Origin of the sequence: Roseiarcus sp., assembly GCF_052145395.1 — a bacterium.
Lineage (GTDB): Bacteria > Pseudomonadota > Alphaproteobacteria > Rhizobiales > Beijerinckiaceae > Roseiarcus.
In genome coordinates, this window is sequence record NZ_JBKQOT010000188.1 from 1 (window position 1) to 2,806 (window position 2,806).

Annotated in this window: 2 protein-coding genes and 1 pseudogene; 2 read left to right on the top strand and 1 reads right to left on the bottom strand. The window is 63.4% G+C overall.

The features are described 5' to 3' along the window. Positions 1–175: pseudogene (locus ACLP25_RS06565) on the top strand (IS630 family transposase); the annotation flags it as partial. A gap of 480 nt (positions 176–655) precedes the next feature. After that, positions 656–2,512: an enoyl-CoA hydratase-related protein gene (locus ACLP25_RS06570; RefSeq protein ID WP_442468420.1), complete on the top strand. Its 1,857-nt coding sequence runs from the start codon at positions 656–658 to the stop codon at positions 2,510–2,512. Between the two features lie 50 nt (positions 2,513–2,562). Here ACLP25_RS06570 and ACLP25_RS06575 read toward each other — a convergent pair. Next, a partial coding sequence (locus ACLP25_RS06575) for a PfkB family carbohydrate kinase (RefSeq protein WP_442468421.1) occupies positions 2,563–2,806 on the bottom strand: 244 nt, incomplete at its 5' end.

Here is a 2,806-nt window from a genome sequence, read left to right on the forward strand (position 1 = left end):
CAGCATCCTTTCACGGCAATGCCTCGACCGGCGAATCCCGGACATCGGCACGCTGGCCGCCGAGGCAGAGGCATGGACCAGAAACAGAAACAAGAAATGCGTCACGGCCAACTGGCAGCTCACCACCGACGACGCTCGCATCAAACTGAAGAGATTCTATCCTCAGTTCCCATGAATCGCGACACGAGGTAAGGACGGGCTCGTACTGTCATGGGCTCTACACTCGCGAAGCTATTGACGGGAGGGGAAGAGCGAACAGCGTCCCAGTACAGCGCTCTGCTCGACGAGGCTGGTTTCCAAATGACGCGGGTCGTACCGACAGCGTCCCTCGTGTCAATCGTAGAGGCTGTGCCCGCAGGGATCGACTAACTTGTCGAATCGGTAGACTGTCGGACCTCGCACCTCCCTCGCCGCGGAGTGATGAGGATCACAGACATCACGCTACGGACTTGAGACGCTGGTAGTGGTCGCCCAGAGCAGGGCGTGAGGTGAAATGAGAGGCAATAGAGATTTGGCGGCGCGCCCCTGAACAGGGGGCGTGAAAGGGGGAGTTTGTGACAAAATACGGTCGAAGCGTCTCTCCTTTCGCCGCGTCCACGGGCGTACCCATGGGAACGCCGGCTCGGGCTTACGAGAGCTTGTGAGAATTCTCTTTTTGACATCGGCCCATAACAGTCTCAGCCAGCGTCTGTGGATGGAGCTCGGCGAGCGTGGCCACGACATCCGCGTTTGCATTGCAGCGGATGACAAGGCGATGATCGCCGCCGTCTCCCGCGAGCCGCCGGATTTGATCATTGCACCGATGCTGAAGATCGCCGTTCCGAAGGAGATTTGGTCGCGCCAACTCTGCCTGATCGTGCATCCCGGCATCCTTGGCGATCGGGGGCCCTCCTCGCTCGACTGGGCCATAGCCAACGGCGAAGACAGCTGGGGCGTGACGATCCTGGAAGCGGCTGAAGAGTTCGATGCGGGCGCAATTTGGGCCTCGCATGAGTTTGCCGTGGCGGAAGATCCCCCCGCGAAGAGCAGCCTCTATCGTGGTCCGGTCACCGAGGCCGCCTTGTGCGGAGTGCTTGAGGCGGTCGCGCGGATCGAATCGGGTGAGTTCCGGTCCGGCGCCTGGCAGCCCGAGAAGCTGTCCGATGTGGCGGTGTATGCGCGCGGCTGCCTGCGGCCACCGATGCGGCAGGCTGACCGTGCCATCGACTGGATGCGGGACAGTACGGCGATGATCGTGCGGAAGGTCCGCGCGGCCGATAGTTCTCCTGGCGTCCGCGGCTCGTTGCTCGGCAAGACTTGCTACTTCTACGGGGTGCATGTGGAGGAGCGCCTCCAAGGCCCCCCCGGCCAGGTTCTGGCCCAGCGCGACGGCGCGATCTGCATCGGCACCATCGATGGCGCCATCTGGATCTCCCATCTGAAGGCCAAGGACCAGGTCTGCCTCGCCCAGGCGGGCATCGGCTACGGGCTCTGCGATGCGGGACTTGTTCCCGTCGCCGGGATCAAGCTGCCGGCGACGCGGGTCTTGGGACCGCTTCGCGGTGTGGCGGAGGCGCGACTGTCGATCGATGCGCCAGCCGATTGTCGCACTTTCCGCGAGATCGTTTATGCCGAAGAGGATGAGGTGGGCTATCTTTCGTTCGATTTCTACAATGGAGCGATGAGCACGGCCCAGTGCGCCCGGCTACGCGACGCGTTTCTTCACGCCCGCTCGCGCCCGACCCGGGTCATCGCTCTGCTGGGCGGCGCTGATTTCTGGTCGAATGGCATTGATCTCAATATGATCGAGGCGAGCGCCGATCCCGCCGCCGAGTCCTGGCGGAACATCAATGCGATCGACGATCTCACTTTCGAAATTCTCAACACCATGTCCCATCTCGTCATCGCCGGATTGCGCGGCAATGCCGGAGCGGGGGGCGCAATGCTGGCGCTGGCCGCGGACCGCGTCTATGCGCGGTCTGGGGTTGTCCTCAATCCCCACTACCGGAGCATGGGCGGCCTCTACGGATCGGAATACTGGACGTATACGCTGCCGCGCCGGGTGGGACAGACGAGGGCGCTGGAGTTGACCCAGTCCTGCCAGCCGATCGGCACGCGGGCGGCGAAGGAGATGGGATTTCTTGACGACGCCTTCAGTGTGGATACCGAAGCGTTTGAGGCCCAACTGAGGGAGCGAGCGAAGCATCTCGCTCGGGATCCGGCATTCCGCTTGACGCTTCGGACGAAGCGCGAGAAGCGTCGCGACGACGAATGGGTCAAGCCCCTTGCGAGCTATCGCGCCGAGGAGCTTGCGCGGATGCGGGTCAATTTCTTCGGGCCAGACCCCGCTTATCATGAGGCCCGCCGGCGCTTCGTCTTCAAGGGGAATCCGCCGCCGCAGAAGAGCCGGGCGCCGAATCGGGCAGCGGTCGAGCCTGTTCTTTGGTCTTTCTCTCTGGGCAAGGCCCGGCCGCTTCGGATCAGGACTGACCGAATGTCCGTTCGCGGCACGCGACGGTCGAAGACCGTGTGAAAGATGCGGCCCTCGAGGCCAGTCGAATAGCCGGCGCCGAACCCGACCGATCACGACTGAGCGCGAAGCGCATCGCGGTAGCCCGCAAGCGCCTCTACGGGAGCAAGGGCACCGAAGCAGCGGATGACCTCTCCGGCGACGCCCTGCGCGATTGCGCAAGCGGCGAGAGGATCCATGCCAACGAAGCGCGCGGCGAGGTAGCCGGCGTTGAAAGAGTCTCCGGCGCCGGTCGTGTCGCGAATGTCGGTCTTTGGAGGCGTAGCCGCCCGCCAACTTTTGTCGCCAAGCTGCAAT